The sequence below is a fragment of the Polaribacter sp. Asnod6-C07 genome (genome assembly GCF_045063625.1).
In the GTDB taxonomy this organism is placed as follows: Bacteria; Bacteroidota; Bacteroidia; order Flavobacteriales; family Flavobacteriaceae; genus Polaribacter; species Polaribacter vadi_A.
In genome coordinates this window covers 1,718,322-1,736,891 of the sequence record NZ_JBEFOF010000005.1, presented here as the reverse complement: position 1 = coordinate 1,736,891, position 18,570 = coordinate 1,718,322, and the positions used below count along the sequence as shown (strand labels likewise).

Annotated in this window: 17 protein-coding genes; 11 read left to right on the top strand and 6 right to left on the bottom strand. The window is 28.2% G+C overall.

What is annotated here, in order from left to right:
- Window positions 1–13: 13 nt before the first annotated feature.
- The 5 genes from alaS (at window position 14) to ACJJVK_RS07325 (ending at window position 8,082) form a co-directional block, all read left to right on the top strand.
- The gene (alaS, locus tag ACJJVK_RS07345) at window positions 14–2,632 is read left to right on the top strand and encodes an alanine--tRNA ligase (protein WP_405564689.1); all 2,619 of its coding nucleotides are present in this window, start codon (window positions 14–16) and stop codon (window positions 2,630–2,632) included.
- 133 nt (window positions 2,633–2,765) lie between these two features.
- Window positions 2,766–3,716, top strand: coding sequence for a GSCFA domain-containing protein (locus ACJJVK_RS07340; protein WP_405564687.1), 951 nt, complete (start codon window positions 2,766–2,768; stop codon window positions 3,714–3,716).
- A gap of 101 nt (window positions 3,717–3,817) precedes the next feature.
- Complete coding sequence (locus ACJJVK_RS07335) at window positions 3,818–4,873, top strand: hypothetical protein (protein ID WP_405564684.1); 1,056 nt, start codon at window positions 3,818–3,820, stop codon at window positions 4,871–4,873.
- 427 nt (window positions 4,874–5,300) lie between these two features.
- Window positions 5,301–7,403: a tetratricopeptide repeat protein gene (locus ACJJVK_RS07330; RefSeq protein ID WP_405564682.1), complete on the top strand. Its 2,103-nt coding sequence runs from the start codon at window positions 5,301–5,303 to the stop codon at window positions 7,401–7,403.
- A 25-nt stretch (window positions 7,404–7,428) separates the two neighbouring features.
- Window positions 7,429–8,082: a response regulator gene (locus ACJJVK_RS07325; protein WP_405564680.1), complete on the top strand. Its 654-nt coding sequence runs from the start codon at window positions 7,429–7,431 to the stop codon at window positions 8,080–8,082.
- A gap of 7 nt (window positions 8,083–8,089) precedes the next feature.
- Here ACJJVK_RS07325 and ACJJVK_RS07320 read toward each other — a convergent pair whose 3' ends face one another.
- On the bottom strand, window positions 8,090–8,365 hold the full coding sequence (locus ACJJVK_RS07320; RefSeq protein ID WP_405564677.1) for a rhodanese-like domain-containing protein: 276 nt from the start codon (window positions 8,363–8,365) through the stop codon (window positions 8,090–8,092).
- Between the two features lie 41 nt (window positions 8,366–8,406).
- On the bottom strand, window positions 8,407–10,134 hold the full coding sequence (locus tag ACJJVK_RS07315) for an aromatic amino acid hydroxylase (protein ID WP_405564674.1): 1,728 nt from the start codon (window positions 10,132–10,134) through the stop codon (window positions 8,407–8,409).
- A gap of 185 nt (window positions 10,135–10,319) precedes the next feature.
- Between ACJJVK_RS07315 and ACJJVK_RS07310 the strand changes: the two genes are divergently transcribed.
- On the top strand, window positions 10,320–10,586 hold the full coding sequence (locus ACJJVK_RS07310; RefSeq protein WP_405564671.1) for a hypothetical protein: 267 nt from the start codon (window positions 10,320–10,322) through the stop codon (window positions 10,584–10,586).
- Between the two features lie 81 nt (window positions 10,587–10,667).
- Here ACJJVK_RS07310 and ACJJVK_RS07305 read toward each other — a convergent pair whose 3' ends face one another.
- Window positions 10,668–11,063, bottom strand: coding sequence for an ankyrin repeat domain-containing protein (locus ACJJVK_RS07305; RefSeq protein ID WP_405564668.1), 396 nt, complete (start codon window positions 11,061–11,063; stop codon window positions 10,668–10,670).
- Between the two features lie 265 nt (window positions 11,064–11,328).
- Between ACJJVK_RS07305 and gpmI the strand changes: the two genes are divergently transcribed.
- The 5 genes from gpmI (at window position 11,329) to ACJJVK_RS07280 (ending at window position 15,655) form a co-directional block, all read left to right on the top strand.
- Window positions 11,329–12,846, top strand: a complete 1,518-nt coding sequence (gene gpmI, locus ACJJVK_RS07300; RefSeq protein ID WP_405564666.1) for a 2,3-bisphosphoglycerate-independent phosphoglycerate mutase — start codon at window positions 11,329–11,331, stop codon at window positions 12,844–12,846.
- Window positions 12,846–13,457, top strand: coding sequence for a thioredoxin family protein (locus ACJJVK_RS07295; protein WP_405564664.1), 612 nt, complete (start codon window positions 12,846–12,848; stop codon window positions 13,455–13,457). Before gpmI ends, ACJJVK_RS07295 begins: the two co-directional genes overlap by 1 nt.
- A 162-nt stretch (window positions 13,458–13,619) precedes the next feature.
- Window positions 13,620–14,429, top strand: coding sequence for a type I methionyl aminopeptidase (map, locus tag ACJJVK_RS07290; protein ID WP_215993298.1), 810 nt, complete (start codon window positions 13,620–13,622; stop codon window positions 14,427–14,429).
- Window positions 14,430–14,473: 44 nt separating this feature from the next.
- Window positions 14,474–14,848: a GxxExxY protein gene (locus ACJJVK_RS07285; RefSeq protein ID WP_405564660.1), complete on the top strand. Its 375-nt coding sequence runs from the start codon at window positions 14,474–14,476 to the stop codon at window positions 14,846–14,848.
- A 30-nt stretch (window positions 14,849–14,878) separates the two neighbouring features.
- Entirely contained in the window at window positions 14,879–15,655 is a 777-nt protein-coding gene (locus ACJJVK_RS07280) for a class I SAM-dependent methyltransferase (protein ID WP_405564657.1), read from the top strand.
- A 6-nt stretch (window positions 15,656–15,661) separates the two neighbouring features.
- Here the strand turns inward: ACJJVK_RS07280 and ACJJVK_RS07275 are convergent, their stop codons facing one another.
- From ACJJVK_RS07275 to ACJJVK_RS07265, 3 genes are all read right to left on the bottom strand, one after another.
- Entirely contained in the window at window positions 15,662–16,981 is a 1,320-nt protein-coding gene (locus ACJJVK_RS07275) for a hypothetical protein (protein WP_405564654.1), read from the bottom strand.
- Window positions 16,982–17,047: 66 nt separating this feature from the next.
- Window positions 17,048–17,497 (bottom strand): hypothetical protein, encoded by a 450-nt coding sequence (locus ACJJVK_RS07270; protein WP_215993294.1) that lies wholly within the window; start codon window positions 17,495–17,497, stop codon window positions 17,048–17,050.
- A 42-nt stretch (window positions 17,498–17,539) separates the two neighbouring features.
- Window positions 17,540–18,523 carry an FAD:protein FMN transferase gene (locus tag ACJJVK_RS07265; RefSeq protein WP_405564652.1) on the bottom strand — a complete coding sequence of 328 codons (984 nt, stop codon included), beginning with the start codon at window positions 18,521–18,523 and terminating at the stop codon, window positions 17,540–17,542.
- Window positions 18,524–18,570: the final 47 nt, after the last annotated feature.

Here is an 18,570-nt window from a genome sequence, read left to right as displayed (position 1 = left end):
AAACTTCTTTTTTATGAAATCTCAAGAAATTCGCGCTACTTTTTTAAACTTTTTTAAAGAAAAATCTCATTTAGTAGTTCCTTCTGCACCAATGGTTACAAAAGACGATCCAACATTAATGTTTGTTAATTCTGGAATGGCGCCTTTTAAAGAATACTTTTTAGGTAATGGAACTCCTAAAAAGAATAGAATTACAGATTCGCAAAAATGTTTGCGTGTTTCTGGTAAACACAATGACTTAGAAGAAGTTGGTTACGATACGTATCACCATACTTTATTTGAAATGTTAGGTAACTGGTCTTTTGGCGATTATTTTAAGAAAGAAGCTATTGCTTGGGCTTGGGAATTGTTAACTGAAGTTTACAAAATTGATAAAGACATTTTATATGTAACCGTTTTTGAAGGTTCTGATGATGCTGATGATTTAGGTATGGATACAGAGGCTTACGATTTATGGAAACAATTTATATCTGAAGATCGTATTTTAAAAGGAAACAAAAAGGATAATTTTTGGGAAATGGGAGAGCAAGGACCTTGTGGACCTTGTTCTGAAATTCACGTTGATATTCGCTCTGCAGAAGAAAAAGCAAAAGTAGATGGTAAAACTTTAGTAAACGAAGATCATCCACAAGTGGTAGAAATCTGGAACTTGGTTTTTATGCAATATAATAGAAAAGCCAATGGTTCTTTAGAAGATTTACCAAACAAACATATAGATACAGGAATGGGCTTTGAACGTTTGTGTATGGTTTTACAAGATGTTCAATCGAATTATGATACTGATGTTTTTACACCAATTATAAGAGAAATAGAAGCCATTACCAATACTAAATATGGCAAAAACGAACAACAAGATATTGCAACTCGCGTAATTTCTGATCATGTTAGAGCTGTAGCTTTTTCTATTGCTGATGGTCAACTACCAAGCAACACAGGTGCTGGCTATGTAATTCGTAGAATTTTAAGAAGAGCAGTTCGTTACGGATTTACATTTTTAGATAAAAAAGAACCTTTTATTTATAGGTTAGTTGATGTTTTAAGCAAAAAAATGGGAACAGCTTTCCCAGAAATTAAAGCTCAAAAACAGCTGATAGAAAACGTTATTAAAGAAGAAGAAACTTCGTTTTTAAGAACGTTAGATCAAGGTTTGGTTTTGTTAGATGGTATTATTGCATCAGCAAAAACAAAAGAAATTTCTGGCGATAAAGTTTTTGAATTATATGATACTTTTGGTTTCCCTATAGATTTAACTGCTTTAATTTTATCAGAAAAAGGATATACTTTAGATGAAAAAGGTTTTGAAGCAGAATTGCAAAAACAAAAAAACAGATCTCGTGCAGCAAGCGAAATGTCTACAGAAGATTGGACAGTTTTAGTTGATGATGCTGTACAAGAATTTATTGGTTATGATTTTTTAGAAGCCAATGTAAAAATTACACGATACAGAAAAGTTACTTCTAAAAAAGACGGAACAATGTATCAATTAGTTTTTAATTTAACTCCTTTTTATCCAGAAGGTGGAGGGCAAGTTGGTGATAAAGGGTATTTAGAAAATGCAAATGGCGATGTTATTTATATTCTTGATACCAAAAAAGAAAACAATGTAATTATTCATTTCACTAAAAATTTACCCGAAAATATAAATGCTCATTTTAAAGCAAATGTAGATAAAAAACAACGTTACAGAACTGAGTGTAACCATACAGCCACTCACCTTTTACATCAAGCTTTAAGAGAAGTTTTAGGTATACATGTAGAGCAAAAAGGCTCTGCTGTACATTCTAAATATTTACGTTTCGATTTTTCTCATTTTTCTAAATTAACTGTTGATGAATTACGTGATGTAGAAAACTTTGTAAATGCACGTATTTCTGGCAAACTACCTTTAGAAGAAAGCAGAAATATTACCATGGAAAAAGCAATTGCTGATGGAGCAATGGCATTATTTGGCGAAAAATATGGAGATACTGTTAGAGCAATTAAATTTGGTAAATCTATAGAACTTTGTGGTGGAACTCACGTAAAAAATACTGGTGATATTTGGCATTTTAAAATTAAATCTGAAAGTGCTGTTGCTGCAGGAATTCGTAGAATTGAAGCAATTACAAATGATGCTGTTAAAGACTTTTATTTTGATAATAACAGAACTTTATTCGAAGTAAAAGATTTATTAAACAATGCAAAAGACCCTGTAAAAGCAGTTCAAAAATTACAAGATGAAAATGCTGATTTACAAAAACAAGTTGAGCAACTGCTAAAAGAAAAAGCACAAAATTTATCAGGAGAAATTAAAAACCAATTACAAGAAATTAACGGAGTACAGTTTTTAGCTACTAAAGTAGATTTAGACGCAAACGGAATTAAAAACTTAGCTTTTGGTTTGGGTAAAGAACATCAGAATTTATTTTTATTATTTGCTACTGCACCTAAAAAAGACAAAGCAATGTTAACTTGTTATATTTCTAAAGAATTAGCCAACGAACGTGGTTATAATGCAGGAACTGTAGTTAGAGAATTGGGTAAATTAATTCACGGAGGTGGAGGAGGCCAACCTTTCTTTGCTACTGCTGGAGGTAAAAATCCTGGAGGAATACCTAAAGTTTTAGAAAAGGCAAAAGAATATATAGTTTGAAAAAAAAAAAGAGTAAATTTTCTTTTTTTATTATACTTTTTATCATCTTAATTGTCTTGATTCTTTCTGGTCTTGGAATTTGGTATGTAAGTTCGTTTTTATTTAATAAATAGTAAAATTCACTTTTATAGAAATGAAACTACAAACAAAAATTGCCATTAAAAAAGAAACTAGAGCCCAAATTAATTACAACTCTAAACTGTTGTTGTTTGGCTCTTGCTTTTCTGATAATATTGGTCATCAATTAAACTATTTTAAGTTTCAATCATCTCAAAATCCGTTTGGTATTTTGTTTCATCCTATTGCAATAGAAAACTTAATCACAAATGCTATCAACCAAAAAAAATATGTTGAAGAAGATTTAATTTATCAAAATGAAATTTGGCATTCTTTTGATGCACATTCAAGCTTAAGTTCTTTAGATAAAAGTGAGATATTAAATCATTTAAATTCAGCAATTACAGTAACAAATAAAAAATTAGAGGAAGCATCACATATTGTAATTACATTGGGTACTTCTTGGGTTTACAGACATATAGAAAGTGACAAAATTGTTACAAACTGTCATAAAATTCCACAAAAAAAATTCTTAAAAGAACTCTTATCTGTTAATGAAATTACAGAAAGTTTAGCTTCAACAATTGCATTGATAAAATCTGTAAATAAGAATTTAACAATTTTGTTTACAGTTTCGCCTGTAAGACATTTAAAGGATGGTTTTATAGAAAACACACAAAGTAAAAGCCACCTAATTACAGCTATACATCAAATAATTGATGAAAGAAAAAACACACATTATTTTCCTTCTTATGAAATTATGATGGATGAATTACGCGATTATCGTTTTTATAATGAAGATATGATTCATCCGAATAAAACTGCTATAAATTATATTTGGGAAAGGTTTGTAGCAACTTGGTTTTCTGAAGCATCTAAACCAACAATGGCTACAATTGATGCAATTCAAAAAGGAATTTTACACAGACCTTTTAATGAGAATTCTGAACAACATCAACAGTTTCTTAAAAATTTAGAAGAGAAAAAAGATAAAATTCAGAAAGCGTTTTCTTTTATCAAATTCTAAAAAATCATCTTCCTTATTTATTTAAAATATACGTCATTTGACGTATTGTCTTAACTTTCATTATTAAAGATTTTTGTAGGGTAACTTTTAAAATTCATAAAATGAAAAAATTACTATTTTCAATTAGTCTTATATGTTTAACACTTTCTTTAAGTGCTCAAAGTATTGGTAATTTAAAAACCACTAACAAAAAGTGGGCATTTAAAACGATGAAAAAAGCATCTAAAAGAATCTATATAAATTCTTTTAATGTAAATTTTGAAGTATATAAAGAAGCTATAGACTTTAAAGCTGGAGGAAATGGAGGTAGAATTGGTGGTAATACTAGTAGTGCAACAGCAAAAGCCGCAGTTGGTTTAAGTGGTATTGACGGAAAATTAATGCAAGAGAAAACAAATTTGCTGTATAAAAATTACATGAAAAAATTAGAAGATGCAGGTTATGAAATTATTACTACAGAAGAAGTTGCAAAAGTTGATGCTATTAAAGATTGGGACAAAACAACAGGGCCTAATTTAATAGAAAACCTTACAGGAATTATTACTTGTGTACCAGAAAATTATACTTTTTATCATAAGAAAAAAGGTTTTTTTGGTTTGGGATGGAACATTCAACCTAAACTTGCAAAACAACTAGGCAATGTAATTGTTGCTGATGTAAATTTATACGTAATTTTCTCTGAATCTGGTAATGATTGGATGAAAGGAAGAGCTGCAAAGGTAAAAATTAAAACAAATTTACGTTTGGCAGGAGAATACGCAATTACCATTCCTCAAAAATTTAAAGAGAAAAAATCTACTTTAGGTAAATTATTTGGTTCTGTGAAAATAAAAGGAGCATCTGATGTACATCGTGTAAATTCTAATATTGCTTTTTATGATCAAGTACAAGCTAATTATACTGGTAGTTTAAAAGAAGATTTAGAAATTAATGATATTGTAAAAAAACAAAAAATTGTTGCATATCAAAAACAAGGTTCTTTTGTACCAACTTCTTTTACCACGTTTTCTAACTACTTAGATGCTAAAGCTGATCGTTATTCTACAACCACAAAATGGATTGAAGTTGATGGAGATAAATATGCACAAGGCTTTTATAATGCTTGTAATGCGTTTTTAGAAAATCAATTAGACGAAATATTACCTAAATTAAAATAGCTATAAAAATTAAATGTTGTGAAAGGGAAAAAAATACGGCATTAGTCGTATTTTTTTTTGATGTAATTTCAATGATTTTTAGACAAAAAAATAACTAAAGAAAAATTTATGACTACTAAGCTAATTTTAACTCTAAATTTATTGAGTTTAACAACATTATTTTTAAGTGTTTGGTTTCGTATTACTTATAACAAGTTAAAAAAAATAGAACAAAAAAAAATTGAACTTTTCCACAAAGAAATTCAACAAGAAAATAAACAGTTTTATCTATTAAAAGATAAGTCTAAAAAAGTTGAACTTATTCAAGAATCAATTTTAAAAAAAATAAAAACCATTAAAGTTTCTTTAATAAACATTCATTTTTCTTTGGATGAAATTTTGAATTAAAATCTTTTCTTTAAATTGGTTACCTGATACTTATTGTTTTATGAAAAAAATTAAAACCATTATTCTTCAATTACTGCTAATCTATAGTTCTATCAATTTAGCTCAAACTACAAAAATTGATAGCTTGAAAAAAAGCTTAAAAACAACATCAGAAATTGACAAAAAAGCAAGCACAATGATGTTATTGATCGATAATTATTTTAATCAAAATAAAGATTCTTCAGAATATTATATTAAGGAAGTAGTACAGCTAACCAAAAATAAACCAAGTTTAGAAAAAACTTATATAAATGCAATTCTAAAATATGCACAATTTTATATTGTTAAAGGAGATTACAATAAATCTGAAGAAAACTACAATAAAGCTTGGGCAAAATTAAAAAACAACTACAACTACCAATTATACAGCAAATATTATGGAGATTTTGGAGTGTTACATTTTTACAAAGGTGATTTTAAAGGTGCTTTAAACAATTTCTCTAAAGCCTTAGAATTAGCAGAAAAAGAAAATATAAATGAAGATCAACTACGTTTTTTGAACAATAAAGCACTTGCAATGTCTTATTTAGGAAAAGCTGAAGCCTCTTTAGATGTGCATAAAAAAGCCATTTCTTTAGCAGAAAAACTAAATGATTCTACAGCTCTTGGTAAATCTTTTAACAATATTGGTTTGATTTACGAAGACATGAAAGAATATGAAAAAGCGCTGGAATTTTATCTAAATGCTTTAGAAATTAAAAAAAATGGAACTAGCCAAATTGATGTTGCCAACAGTTTGTATAATGTTGCAGGCATGTATAAAGAAATTGGAGAGCAAGAGAATGACACTACTTTTTATAGCAAAGCAGAAAATTATTATCAGAAATCTTTAAATATAGCCAATACTATAAATTATGGTAAAGTTATATTATTTAACAAAACAGGAATTGCCCAACTAGCAACTGTAAGAAATCAACCAAAAAAAGCTATTGAAATTTATAAATCTGTACTACCAGATGCTATAAAAGCAAACGATAATCAAACTTTAAGAATTACATATTTAAATTTAGGTGTAAATTATTTAAAACTTAAAAATCTAAATATTGCAGAAAATTATCTACTACAAGCTTTACCAATTATAGAAAAAGCTAATAATCCATCAGATAATGCAAGTGTTTACAAAAACTTATCTTCTTTGTATGCAGAAAAAAAACAGTTTACAAAAGCGTATCAATATTTAAAAAAACAATATGATATTGAAAAGGATTTAACTAAAAACACCCTCAAAGAAAAAATTTCTGATTTCGAAATAAAATACAAAACAGAAAAGAAAGAGAAAGAAATAATAGTTCAAAGAAAACAACTTTTAGCACAAGAATTAGCTCTTAAAAACAGAACTTTATATCTGATTATTTTAATATTTACAGTTATAATTTTGGGAATCATCTTTTTTGGAGTTTATAAAAAAAATCAATTTAAAAGAAAACAACTACAAAAAGAAATTAATTTAAAAGAAGCACTTTCTAAAATAAAAACTCAAAATAGGTTACAAGAACAGCGTTTAAGAATATCAAGAGATTTACACGATAATATCGGATCTCAACTCACCTTTATTATTTCATCTATAGACAATTTAAAGTATATTTCTAAAGATGCAAGTACTAAACTGAAAGACAAATTAACTAATATTAGCTCTTTTACAGGTGATACAATTCATCAACTAAGAGATACAATTTGGGCAATGAATAAAAGTCAAATTTCTGTAGAAGATTTACATACTAGAGTTTTATCATTTATAGAAAAAGCTAAAAATGCAGTTGATAAAACTGAATTTGAAATTGGCTTTAATATTGATAAAAACTCTAATTTTTCATCTCTAACTGGTATGAATGTTTTTAGAGTTATTCAAGAAGCCATTAATAATTCAATTAAGTATGCTGATGCTAAAAACATAAAAATTTCACTTTCTGAAACAAACAATTATTGTACAATTTCTATAATTGATGATGGTAAAGGTTTTGATTTAAACACAGTGCATTTAGGCAATGGCTTATCTAACATGGAAAAAAGGATGAGTGAAATTGATGGAAAAGTTGCCATTATCTCTAAACCAAAAATTGGCACAGAAATTAAGTTAACCGTAAAATTTTTAAAAAGTATTTAAAGTTTAAAAATAAATAAAGCTACCTATGAAACTGAAAATCTGTATTGCAGAAGACAATTATTTTTTAACTAAAGCAATCAAAGAAAAACTATCTTTTTTTGATGATATTACAGTAAAGTTTGATGCTAAAAATGGAGCTGAATTAATTGGTAAGCTTGAAGAAAACCACAATGTAGATGTTATTTTAATGGATATTCAAATGCCAGTAATGGATGGTATTAAAGCTACAGAATTGGTTAAAAACAAATACCCTCAAATAAAGATAATAATGCTAACTATTGTAGATGATGATGAATATGTTTTTAACGCTATAAAAGCTGGTGCAAATGGCTATTTATTAAAAGAAATAGACGCAGAAAAGCTTCATAAAAGTGTTTTAGAAGTTACCAAAGGTGGTGCACCAATGACGCCAAGTATTGCTCTAAAAACTTTAAATTTATTACGTAATCCAGAATTTACAGCAACAATAAACACTGCCGAAAGCGATATAAAATTAACCAAAAGAGAAACAGAAATACTAATTCAGTTAAGTAAAGGATTAAACTATAATTCTATATCAGATAATTTAAATATATCTCCTTCTACTGTAAGAAAACATATAGAAAACATCTATAAAAAACTACAAGTACATAGTAAAGTAGAGGCTGTAATGAAAGCTAAAAAAAGTAACCTAATTTAGATTACTTTTATAAAAGTACGTCTACATTTCCCCAAGGCCCACCATTAATAACATCTACTCCATGGTTTTGTAAAAACTGAGTTGCTTGGCCACTTCTTGCACCACTTCTACAAACAGCAATTACAGGTTTATTCCATGCTTTTATTTCATCTACATTATTAGGAATTGTTTGTAACACAATGTGTTTAGCACCTTCTGAGTGACCTTCATTCCACTCTTCTACTGTTCTTACATCTAAAACCACTGCTCCTTTTTCTAAATATTCTTTAATTTCTGCACTCATATTTTTTCTTTTAAACAAGTTAAATAAACCCATAATATCTCTTAATTTTGGCACAAAGCTAATCCATTTTCTATTAACCTTGTGTAGCTTTTGTTACACTTTAACTGATGTAATGTTGCTAAAATTTCAGATTTAATCTTGTAATTATTTTGCAAAGCTAATTCATAGAGCTCTAAAATCAATAACCAATCCTTAGAAAATTTAGTTTTTAACTGATTAAAAATTTCTGTTATTTTTAATTCTGACACTGTGTTACCTTCTCTCATTTCTTTTACTTGGTTGTATAAAAAGTACAATGCTTTCTCATTTTCTGAATAGATTATTTTGTGTGTTTTAACTTCAGAAACTTTACTTGTATCTTCAAAAGAGCCAATATCTGCAGGGCCAGCATAAGCAGAAATTACTTCTTTACCAACAGCCATATCATATAAACCCCATTCTGGCTGAAAGAGCGTTTTTTCTTTATAAGTTACTGTGCAATTCGCAAATGTGATTATTAAAATTTTACCTCTTAAATCTCTAGTACCTGTTATTGCTTTTCCTTTTACTACTACTCCACTTTCGAACTCTAACGTCATAAACTCACCTTCGTAAATTCCGTAAGCTTTTAAATCTCTAGGGCTCATGTCTTCTATTGGCAAATTAATTCCTTTTAATTTACCAATTGGGCTACCAAAACCATTAGCATGTTTTGTTGTTCCATGACCAATTAATTCTTTGTCTCTATTAGCCAAAGCTGTTTTACCAATAGTTTGAAAATAAGCCACTTTGTTATTTTTAAATTGAATAACGCTATCAAAATTTCCAGAAATCTGAACTCCTGTTGTTAACTCTATAGTACCAATATTTTTAGAATCTATTAATTTTACAATTCCATTTAAACCTCCATTTCTTAGGGCCATTGTGTTTGCAAACTCATCTAAAACCAAACTTAAATAAGCAAAATCTGGAGTTACAAATAATTGAGGTTGTGGTTTAGTAATATCGAAATTCTTAGTGGCAGCTTCTATAGAGTAAGGCAGTTTTTTTACTTCATTTTGCATACACCAAGCACTTTCTCCAATAGATGATAAAAGTCCTGCTCCATAAATTTTAGGGTCATTCAAAGAACCAATTAAACCATATTCTACAGACCACCAATGTAAATTTCTAATTTTAGCCATTTCTGATAATTCTTCCATATTATCTTGCAATTCTTCTACTTTTTCTTGCGCTTCTTTAACTTGCAACGCTGCAGAATTTGGGTCTTCTTTTAATATAGACAAAAGTCGGATGGCTTCGTACATTTCATAATCTTTAGCAGATGATATGGCTTTGCTACCAATTTCTCCAAAACGTCTTAAATACTCAGCATATTCTGGATTTGCAATAATTGGTGCATGACCTGCAGCTTCATGAATAATATCTGGTGCAGGTGTATATTCAATATGATTTATGGTTCTCATATCTGAAGCAATTACCAAAACATTATAGGCTTGGAATTCCATAAAAGCATTTGGTGGAATAAAACCATCTACAGAAACTGCTGCCCAACCAATTTCTTTTAAAATACGATTCATGCCCTCCATTCTTGGAATATTTTCTGTAGAAATTCCTGTTTTTTGCAAACCAGGCATGTATGATTTATGTGCAACCTTGCTTAAATAATCTATATTCATTCGCATTACATATCTCCAAACTGCTTGGTTTTGTGCTGTATATTCATCATAAGGTTGCTTTACAATAAATTTATGCAAATGTTTAGGCAGTTTTTGGGTTACTTCATTCATTACTACATTTAATTTTATTCTAGATACTTAAAAATATTATCTTATAAAATTACGGAATTTGTAATTAATGAACAGTTTTATCCTATTTAAAATTTATTTTAAACCAAAACAATCAATTATTTAATAATAACACAATTGTAACATTTAATCATTTTTCACTACCTATAATAAAAAGAGATACTATTATGGGTTTTGGAGGTTCTGCAGCAGCAATGATTACAAGTTTAAAAAATAACAAAAGAACGCGTGTTTCTACTTTTAAAAAAATGAAAGATTTTAAAGAAGGTAAAAACATTCAAGTTTCTTTTTCTAAAAAATCTACACCAGCACAACTCAAAAGAATAAGAGAAAAGCTACAATCAGAAAACAGAAAAAGATTAAGGAGATTTGCTATTATTTCTACTTGTCTTTTAATAATCGTCATTTACGTTATCGGCTTTGTAGAATTTTAAACAAAAAAAGACAGTGATAAAAAATCACTACCTTTAATTTATTAATTTTGTAACGCTATTTTAAGACGTCACAACTAATTTCTATTTCCTGTAAGCAGCTTTAATCACCTTTACTACATCTATTGCTTTAGACTGTTTTGCAATTTGTAAAGCTGTCATTTTTAAAGCCTTGTCAGATTTTGTATCTAATTTTGCTCCATTATCAATTAATAATTTTGCAATTTTAGATTTATTATATCTAGCAGCAAACATTAACGGAGTTAAACCTGTAGATTTTTTATTAACATTATGACCAGCTTTAATAAGTGCTTTTACAGCATCGTAATTTCCCATTTGTATTAATTTACAAAATGAGTTTACTGCATAACCAAATTTTGCTGATGCAACAGTTTGCTTATTTAAATCTAAAGAAGTTGCGTTACTAGAACTTGAGAATACGAATAAGCAGATAAATGTGCTTAAGATTAATTTTTTCATAATAGATAAGTTTTTAGGTTATTATATAATTTATGGTTGTTTGTATATATTTAATAGACCAAACTAAACCAATTATGTTTCAGAACTTTAATTCATTTAACAAGCGTTTAACGCATTCCTATATTTTATCTAAAAAAAAACTAAATTTATGTTAATATCACTATTATCACACTTAAATATTAGTTTATTCTCAACTTTATCGGTTTCGTAGAATTTTAAAAATATCTCCAAAATCTTTCTTATTTTTACGTTATAAAACTATAAAATGAACAAGAAGGTTATCTTAATGATATTAGATGGTTGGGGAATTACACAAGACCCAAAAGTATCTGCCATATACAATGCAAAAACGCCATATATCAATTCTTTATATGACAAATATCCGAATGCACAATTAAGAACAGATGGTGAGCACGTTGGTTTACCTGAAGGACAAATGGGTAATTCAGAAGTTGGCCATATGAATTTAGGTGCTGGTAGAATTGTATACCAGAATTTAGCTAGAATTAACAAAGCTGTTAAAGAAAAAACCTTAGGTAAAGAAAAAGTATTATTAGATACTTTTAAATATGCCAAAGAAAACAACAAAAATGTTCATTTATTAGGCTTGGTTTCTAATGGAGGAATTCATGCACACATAGACCATTTAAAAGGTTTATTAGATGTTGCTAAAGAAAATGATGTTACCAATGTTTTCTTACACGCTTTTACTGACGGTAGAGATTGTGACCCAAAATCAGGAACATATTTCATTAATGATGTGCAAGAGTATATGACAAAAAGTGTTGGTGAATTAGCATCAATTACAGGTCGTTATTATGCAATGGATAGAGATAATAGATGGGAACGTATTAAAGAAACTTACGATGGTCTTGTAAATGGCGTTGGTACAAAAACTACAGATGCTATTGCAACTTTAAATGCGAATTATGAAGCTGGTTTAACTGATGAATTTCACAAACCAATCATTATTACAAATGAAGACGGGTCTCCAAAAGCACAAATAAAAGAAGGTGATGCTATTATTTTCTTTAACTACAGAACAGATAGAGGTAGAGAATTAACAAACGTTTTAAGTCAGAATGATTTCCCAGAATTCGGAATGAAAAAATTAGACTTATACTACACAACAATTACAATGTATGATTCTTCTTTTAAAGGGATTAATGTAATTTATAATAACGATAATATCAAAAATACTTTAGGAGAAGTATTATCTGCAGCTGGCAAAAAACAAATCAGAATTGCTGAAACTGAGAAATATCCACACGTTACATTTTTCTTTTCTGGAGGACAAGAAGAACCTTTTGAAGGTGAATCCCGAATATTAAGAAATTCGCCAAAAGTAGCTACTTACGATTTAAAACCAGAAATGTCTGCTTATGAATTAAAAGATGCTCTTTGCGAAGATTTAGAAAAAGGTGAAGCTGATTTTGTTTGTTTAAACTTTGCAAATGGAGATATGGTTGGGCATACAGGAATTATGGAAGCAGCCATTAAAGCTTGTGAAACTGTAGATATTTGTGCCAAAGAAGTTGTAGAAACTGGTTTAGCCAATGGTTATTCTACTTTACTTATTGCAGATCATGGAAACTGCGAAACAATGATGAACCCTGATGGATCTCCTCATACAGCACACACAACAAATCCTGTTCCTTTTATTTTAATTGATGATGAAATAAAATCAATTAAAAGCGGAATTTTAGGTGATATTGCTCCAACTATTTTAGATTTAATGGGTGTAGATCAACCAAAAGAAATGACACAAAAATCACTTTTATAATGCTTAAAAAAATCATATTTATATTTTTAACTACTATTGTTTTTGCTTGTAATTCAAGTAAATCTACTGTAGAAAACAAAGAAATAGAAGTAGCTGAAAAAATTGTAAAAGCTAAAGAATACATTAAAGTAAAAGCCAAAAATGCAAATGCCACTAAAAACGATAGAGGTTATTTAATTGGTTTTGCTGATAAGAATTCTTTTGCAGATGCTTCTTATAAATCTTGGTTTAACAGCAGATATAGTGAATATAATACCAATAAAGAAATTATAGAAAAACTAAAACCTATTATTAATGATTTTACCATTAAAGGTTTTATGGGTACTTGGTGTGGAGATAGCAAAAGAGAAACTCCACGTTTTTACAAAATTTTAGAAGAAACTGGTTTCGATTTAAATTATTTTGAATTAGTTACTGTAGGTAGAAACAAAAAAACACCAGATAATTTACAAGAAGGTTACAACATAATTAGAGTACCAACTTTTATTTTTTATAAAGAAGGTAAAGAAGTAGGACGTTATGTAGAATACCCTAGAGAAAATCTTGAAAAAGACATTTTAAAAATAGTTACAGGAGCACCTTATAAACACTCTTACGATAAGAGCGAATAACTGCTATTTTAGTAGATAAATTTCTAACACGAATTTCATAGATCAACAAAAATCTTTGAAATTCGTGTTTTCTTTTTTAACAATAAATTGCTTTTTTACTTGAGTTACATCAGTATATAATTATTAATAATTGTAGTAACTTTGCATTTCAATTATTAGAGAATGATTCATATTAAAACCAGAGAAGAAATAGAAATTATGCGCGAAAGTGCATTAATAGTTTCTAAAACTTTAGGAATGTTAGCCAAAGAAGTAAAACCTGGCGTAACTACTTTATATTTAGATAAACTTGCAGAAGATTTTATTAGAGAACAAGGAGCTATTCCTGGTTTTTTAGGTTTGTACGATTTTCCGAATACACTTTGTATGAGTCCTAATTCTCAAGTTGTTCATGGATTCCCAACAAACGAACCTCTACAAGAAGGCGATATTATTTCTATTGATTGTGGTGCTTTAAAAAATGGTTTTTATGGTGATCATGCTTATACTTTTGCTGTTGGTGAAATTGACGCTGAAACCAAAAAATTATTAGAAGTTACCAAAGAGAGTTTATACGTTGGTATTAGAGAATTTAAAGTAGGCAAAAGAGTTGGAGATGTTGGTTATGCTATTCAGAATTTTACTGAAAAACATGGTTATGGAGTTGTTAGAGAATTAGTTGGCCATGGCTTAGGTAGAAAAATGCACGAAGACCCAGAAATGCCAAATTATGGTAGAAGAGGAAGAGGAAAAAAGTTTGTAGAAGGTATGGTTGTAGCCATTGAACCAATGACAAATATGGGAACTCACAAAATAAGACAACATTCAGATGGTTGGACCATTACTACTTTAGACAACAAACCTTCTGCTCATTTTGAGCATGATGTTGCCATTGTTAACGGAAAACCAGAACTTCTTTCTACTTTTAAATATGTAAATGAAGCTTTAGGTATTGTTACTGATGAGGAAGACGAATTCCGACAAAATATTTAGACACGAATTTCGCAGATTTTCACGGATAAATTAATTTCAAGAAAATGAACAATTTACTTTACAGAGAAGAAACTTATAAAATTATAGGTATTTGTATGGAAGTTCATAATCAATTAGGAAAAGGATTTAATGAGATTGTTTATAGTGATGCTCTTGAAATTGAGTTGATTGATAACAATATTAAATATTCAAAAGAGAAAAAATTCAGTATCACTTATAAAGGAAATATACTGCCTCATAAATATAGAGCAGATTTTATTATTAATGATAAAATAATTTTAGAGATTAAAGCTGTGCAATGTTTAACCTCTTCTCATATTAAACAAACATTAAACTACTTAGCCGTTTCTAGTCTTAAATTGGGTTTACTAATTAATTTTGGTGAAGATAGTTTAAAATATAAAAGAGTAATTTTATAACGCTATTATCAGTGTAAATCTGTGAAATCCGTGTCAAACAAAATCTTTAAATCCATATTAAATACAATTCCAAGACCTTTACTAATAAAAGCAAGTTATTTAGTACGTCCAATAATTGCATTAACTTTAAAAGGAAATACATTTACAGATCCTATTGATGGTAAATCGTTTCGTAAATTTTTACCTTATGGTTATGGTAAACAACGCGAAAATGCACTTTCACCATCAACATTATCATTAGAAAGACATCGTTTAATGTGGTTATTTTTAAATGATGAAACCAACTTTTTAACATCAACCAAAAAATTAAAAACTTTACATATAGCACCAGAACAATGTTTTTTAGATATTTTTAGAAAACAAAAAAACTTAGAATATATTACCTCAGATTTAGAAAGCCCAATTGCAGATGTTAAAGCAGATATTTGCGATTTACCTTTTAAAGACAATGAATTTGATGTTGTTTTTTGCAATCACGTTTTAGAGCATATTCCTGATGATAAAAAAGCTATGCAAGAATTGTATAGAGTCTTAAAAAAAGGCGGATTTGGTATTTTTCAAATTCCGCAAGATTTATCTAGAGAAACAACTTTTGAAGATGATTCCATTACAGATAAAAAAGAACGTGCTAAAATTTTCGGACAATATGATCATGTAAGAGTTTACGGAAAAGATTACTTTAACAGACTACGTTCTGTAGGCTTTAAAGTTGATGAAATAGATTATACCAAAAAAATATCCGAAGAAAAAGTAACACGATTTTGCTTAATGAAAGGCGAAATATTACCAGTATGTTATAAAAAATAACAGAAATTAATTAGAAAAACTTCTTAAAAATTCTGACATTTTTACTAAGCTCTCTTTCCCTAAAATAATTATTCCTTCTTGAGTAATTTGATAATTACCATTATCTAATTTACTAACAATTGAATTACCAGAATACTTTTCAGCTTCATCTTTAGCTGCATTTACTTTTGTACCATTTTGGTTTATCCATATAACCTGATTACCTTTTAATGCCTGATATTTACTATTATGGAAAGCTCCTATGTATTGATAACCTGAATTTGCCTTAATAAAACTAGCATCTAAAGAACATAAAAAACCTTTTAAGTTATAGTCTTCTACACCATATAAGGGATGAATTCCTCCTCCTAAATGACCTCCAAAATTATACCAATCTTTATCAATTTTAACTTGATCGTCTTTGTTATATTTTCTAATAGCTTCAACCTTTTCTAATCTTTTAAAAAGGTTTTCTAGATTAGCTACTTTTACATTTTTTTTAACGTTAAGATCGTAAACAAAAGCACTGTGCGAATTATTTGGGTAGGTTACCAATCTTCCATTTCCTCTAGGTAACATTACTTTACCATAATGTGTAGATAGCGTATTAAAATCAGAGATACTAGGTATTTGAAAATTTACATTGTTATTAGTATTGTAACAATACAATTTTGTAGGGTTTATAGCTTGATTTTTAAATATCACAAAACCATCAAAAGAAATAGCATCTGCATATTCGTTTGCTTTTAAAAGTATTTCTCCCCTATCATTTATTAATCCGAAGTAAACATCACTTCTATATAGTGCAACTTTGTTTTTATTGAATTGGTATATACTATCTGCTTTAATAGATAAAGTTTCTGATTTATTTTTCCAAACCGTTTTTAAAGAATCTATTCTGCGTAATTCTTTCTCTTTTTTTAAACGATCTTGTTCTATTTTATCTAATTTATCATTTATACTTTCTATATTCTCTAATATAAACACATAATTATCGGAATTATTTATAAAATCTTCAGAGGTCTTATTTTTACCATCGTTTAAATTAAAATATTGTTTAGAGTAAAATTTTGCTTTTTCTAAAAAAGCTAATTGGTCTTTTAAAGTTGGTTGCTTTTGGTAAGTTTCGAAGTAAACAGAAGCTCCTAAAGAAGCTATTTTTTTATCTGAAATTGTATCTGTGTATTTCATTGCTTTTTGAAACATTGTAAGGGCTGTTTCAAAATCTATACTTTCTGCTAAAACTTCATTTGCTTTTCTAATATACACATTTGCAATATCTTTATTAGTTTGTGCTTCAGTTACAACAAACATTAATAAACATATAACAACAACAATTTTCTTCATAAATAAACCTTTTTCTTATTTTTTGCAATATATACAATTTAATAAAAAAAAGCTGAAATTCAGGAGTTAAAACTTACCCATACTCTTTCTTCTAAGGGCATATCTTAATTTTTTAAGATCGCTTTTTGCATGAGTGTACAATTCTAAGTTATCTTCATAATCATTAGAATTTTTATTTTTTGCGAGTGAAAAATATTGTTTAGAGTATTTATTAGAAATTTCTAAAAATCGAATTTGTCTTTGGATGGTACTTTGAGTATGATGAATTTCGTAATAAGATCTTGCACCTAAACTTGCCACATTTTTGTCTGTAATAACATCCATATACTCCATAGCTTTATTAAAATTGATAAGCGCTTCTGCATAATCTATACTTTTTTCTATAGCTGCATTTGCCTTTCTAATATATGAATAAGCTATTTTTTTGTTCGATTGAGCATTTATTTGCAAACTACTGCAAACACAAATAATTAAAATAAATAATAGTTGTTTAAAGTTTATATTTTTTAAAAGCATAAAAAGTTAACGATTTAAGTAATTAACGACCTGTATTATAATTTAGTATGTTGAAAATTCTAGTAAAGAACCATCTGTATCTGCATAAATTAAAATTACTTTAATTTCAGAATGTTTCTCTAAAAATTCTTTTGTTTTTTCTAAGCCCATAGCCATAAAAGCAGTTGCATAAGCATCTACATCTGCACAATCTGATGTAGCAATTACAGAAGCACTTAATAAATTACTTTCTGTAGCTAAACCAGTTTTAGGGTTTATGGTGTGTACATATTTTTTTCCATCATCTGTAATTCTAAACTTTCGATAATTGCCAGAAGTTGCCATAGATTTATTAGAGAGGTTTATTATTTTAAAACCATCATTATCATCAGCTTTAACAGGATTAACTAATTTTATTATCCAAGGTTCTTTATTATTTTTTAATCCTTTTGCTTTTATTTCTCCGCCAATTTCAATTAGGTAACTATCAATTTGCTTAGCATCAAAGAAACGAGATACAATATCTATTCCAAAACCTTTAGCAATTGAATTAAAATCTAAATATACCTGAGATTTTTCTTTTACAATTGTACCATTTTTTAAAACAACTTTATCTAAACCAACAAATTGCATACTACTATCTATTTCTTGACTTGTTAGATTTACCTTTTCTTTTTTAGGGCCAAAACCATATGCATTTACCAAATTACCCACTGTAGGATCAAAAAAACCATTAGTTTCTTTATGTATTCTTTTCGATTTTTTAAAAACTTCTGTAAAAACATCATCAATAATTACATTATTTTCCCCAGCATTTACTTTGGATATATCTGAAGTAGGAATATAAGTTGATACAGAATTATTAATCACCAAAAACAGACTATCTAAAGATTTTTGATAATTTTTAGATGCATTTAAATAAGTAATTTTATAAGTGGTTCCAAAAACACCACCTTTTAAAATATAGTCTTGGTTTTTAATCTCTTTTTTACAAGAGATAAAGAGTAATAGGGCTAAAAAAAATAATACACTCTGTATTGTTTTCATAAATCTGTTTCTTCTTTTTTGCAAAAATAGTATATAAAATTTTCACA